Genomic DNA, 3,188 nt, shown 5'->3' on the forward strand with positions numbered 1-3,188 from the left:
ACTCAACGCCTTCGAGATGACCTTCGAAGGACGCCTCTCAGCAGGCCGCAAGTAACCGTCAACAACCTGGGTTACACCGTTCGTTTGACAGACCCCCGCCAGCACTATCCAAGGAGGACCTACGTAGATGGCAGCTTCATTTCCGAGGAGTGATGATTCCCAGGAGCTCGCCCCCCGTCAGCGACAGTTGGCGTTTGCCGAGGCTGTCTCCGACATGGCATCCGTCCGGGCGGAGAACGGGTGGCCCGGATAACCAGCATCAGCACGGCCATCGGCTGCCATGGCGCGCTTGCTGGCTACGCCGTGTCGGGAAAGACGAGCGCCCCGCGCCTGGAGTTTCTCCTGATCGCCATTTCGGAGTCTATGGCCGGGCGTCGGCCGGCCGGCAGGCTGACCGACGTATCCCTCGGTCAGCCGGGTACGTTTCGCAAACTCGTTCCTGACTAATTCGGCTTCGAATGGAAATGCGCCGTGTCTGCCGACCGGGGTGAGATGCCGGACGACAGAGGCGAGCGCGGGGGTAGCCCTACGGTCGAGAGTTGTTCGGACCTGTTGGGGGGTGAGCGCGGCCCAGTGGCCCTGTCCGCCTCCGTCGTGTCGCGGCGGCGTGAGGGGTCAGGATTTCGTAGGGTCTGGCGGCAGGAAGTGCTGTCGGTCGCGTCTTGGTAGCTCGCTGTGACGCGTTGTTCTTGGGTTGATCGAGCTAGCCGGCCGACGGCAGGGGCACCCTGGAGCGGGTGCCCGCCCAACGTTGTCGACTAACCGACAGCTGTGGGTTGGCACATAACTGGACTCGGCAACGCTGATCAGGTTGCTCCAGCCGGTCCCGTCTACGGGATCCCAGGGGCGTTGTTTCGGAGAGTGAGGAGGAAGCTCTGCCATGAGCTGTCAGAGAAGGACAGGACGGAGTCGGGCGCGGTGGAGTCGAATACGACGACGCCACCGCGGTGACGCGAGACGATGACGCAGTGGTCGTTGGCGCATTTGGAACTGCGTCGCGTCCATAGCAGTGGTAAGGACTCAATCCTCTCCATTGCATCCTCCTAAATGTTCTCGAGCGTCTGGTGGGGGTTTCTTTATGGCTGATTGTTCGGTTCGGGTCATTTCTTCCGCCGTAGTCGGCAGCCAGGAGGGCAGCAAGCGAAGGCCGGTCCCATCGGCCTCACGTTCCGTCACTGGTATCGTCGCGCTATGTAAGCAAGATATCAGGGGGATGACTGCTTCGGCTACGAAGGTCGCACTCCGGCGGCCGCGGCGAGATCGGATGCGATGGTCTGCTAGCTTATTGCCACTAGCCGTAATCCGACAGGCGGAAGCAATGTGCCAATGGCAAGCTTCCTTTCTCACCTCGCCTGTCGCAATTAGCGGCAGGAAGGCGTGGACGTGACGACGGGCGGACAGGGGCCGACGACCAACCGCAGACGCCTACGGCTGGCCCTGCGGCAGATGCGCCTTGCGCGCAATTACTCCCTCGACGATGTCCGCCGGGAGATGGACTGGTCGCTGTCAAAGGTCATTCGGATCGAAAGCGGCACGGTGAGCATCTCCGTCAACGACCTGCGGGCGCTGCTGTCCCTCTACGGCGTCACTAACACCGACGAGACCGCTGGCATGGTCGACCTAGCGCGGCTAGCGCGCAGACGTCACTGGGCGGCGGAGTTCCGCGAATTCGTGTCCGCCTCCTACATGGACTTCCTGGGGTATGAGGATGACGCCGCGCGGATCAGCCAGTACCACCCCTTCCTGATCCCGGGACTGCTGCAGACCGAGGACTACGCCCGGCTCGTCGTCACTGCCGGGCCGCACTATCGGACGGATAACCAAGCCGCCGAGGCGCGGGTTCGGCTACGAATGGCACGTCAGGACCGGGTGTTCGCCGCCGACCGGCACTGCACAGTGCGTGTGGTGCTGGACGAACGCGCGCTCAAACCTGTCCACAGCCCCGACGTCATGAAGCGACAGATCGACAAGATACTGCAGCTACTACCCCGCCTCGACCTTGTCATCCTCCGGCAAGACAGCGCCGCTGAATCCGGCTTCGTCGGACCCTTCTCTTTCCACGAGTTCAACTCTGACCTCGACCCCGACGTGGTCTACCTGGACAACCAACCCGACGACGTGGCCCTCGTCGAGGACCCCGACATGGTGGCCGGTTACAAGGCCTCGTTCCATGACCTCTATCTGCAGGCCGGCGACTCCGACACCGCACGGAAGATGCTTGAGGCCCGTTTACGTCACTGACCATCCCGGTCACCGCCCCGGGCATGGCGGGGGCCCGGGACGCGTACCGCGCCGACCTCCGACCTGACTACACCCGGCCCACCTCGGTGCCGCTCACCGCAAGGGCCCGTGTGGCGTTGACGAGTCGGCTGCAGAAGCACCACGCTCGTCGACGCGCGACCCGTCACATACGGGGACACGAGCAGCAACGCGGCCATCAGCGCAGACGTCTGCAAGTCACTGATGGCCGTGCCGGCCATGAGCGCCACGGCGGGTACCGCCGCTCGACACATCGCGTCCGACCGCATCATCAGCGTCGCCCGCCAGGACCAAGCGCTCATGCCACTCGTCCTGGCCGCCAGAGCCAGCTGCGCCTCGGAGTCGGACAGCCGGTCCGTCATCAGAACCTCCGCCGCACCCACCATCGTCTTCCCTCCGCTGGACAACCGCCCAGTTGTTCGAGTTGCAAAACGCAACTTCTGGTCGGCCCATAGCTTTTTGCCACAAGCAGATTAGGGGGAGGGGGCCCTTTCTCCTTCATGCCGCGCCTGGCGTGTCGCGAACTTCATGACACGACCGCCGCAGCGGAGGTTGACGCTGACCCGGCGCTCGAGCACCAGCGGCAGCGCTACCGGGCTGGTACGCACAAGGGGCGAGGCGCCATGTCTGCCTACGGTGTGCCGCTCGTGATCGGCGACGAAGGGCAGCCGTGCCGTGCACGGTTCTGAGCATCCAGCGGCGGTGCCGGACGAGGCCTTGCGTGCGCGGGGAGCAGCGGTCGAGCAGCTCGGGCGTCACGTCCGAGTCGGGATCACCCCCGCGTGCGCGGGGAGCAGGATGTGGGTGTGCTGTACGAGTCGGGTTTCGGGGGATCACCCCCGCGTGCGCGGGGAGCAGGCGGGGGACGCGTACGCCCGGCATGATCTGGTGGGATCACCCCCGCGTGCGCGGGGAGCAGGCGTTCGTGC

Annotated in this window: 1 protein-coding gene; it reads left to right on the forward strand. The window is 64.8% G+C overall.

All coding sequences use genetic code 11. From position 1 onward, the window contains the following. Window positions 1-1,431: 1,431 nt before the first annotated feature. On the forward strand, window positions 1,432-2,241 hold the full coding sequence (locus ABTW87_RS29480) for a helix-turn-helix domain-containing protein (protein WP_350654640.1): 810 nt from the start codon (window positions 1,432-1,434) through the stop codon (window positions 2,239-2,241). Window positions 2,242-3,188: the final 947 nt, after the last annotated feature.

The sequence above is a fragment of the Micromonospora sp. NPDC126480 genome (assembly GCF_040302465.1).
In the GTDB taxonomy this organism is placed as follows: Bacteria; Actinomycetota; Actinomycetes; order Mycobacteriales; family Micromonosporaceae; genus Micromonospora.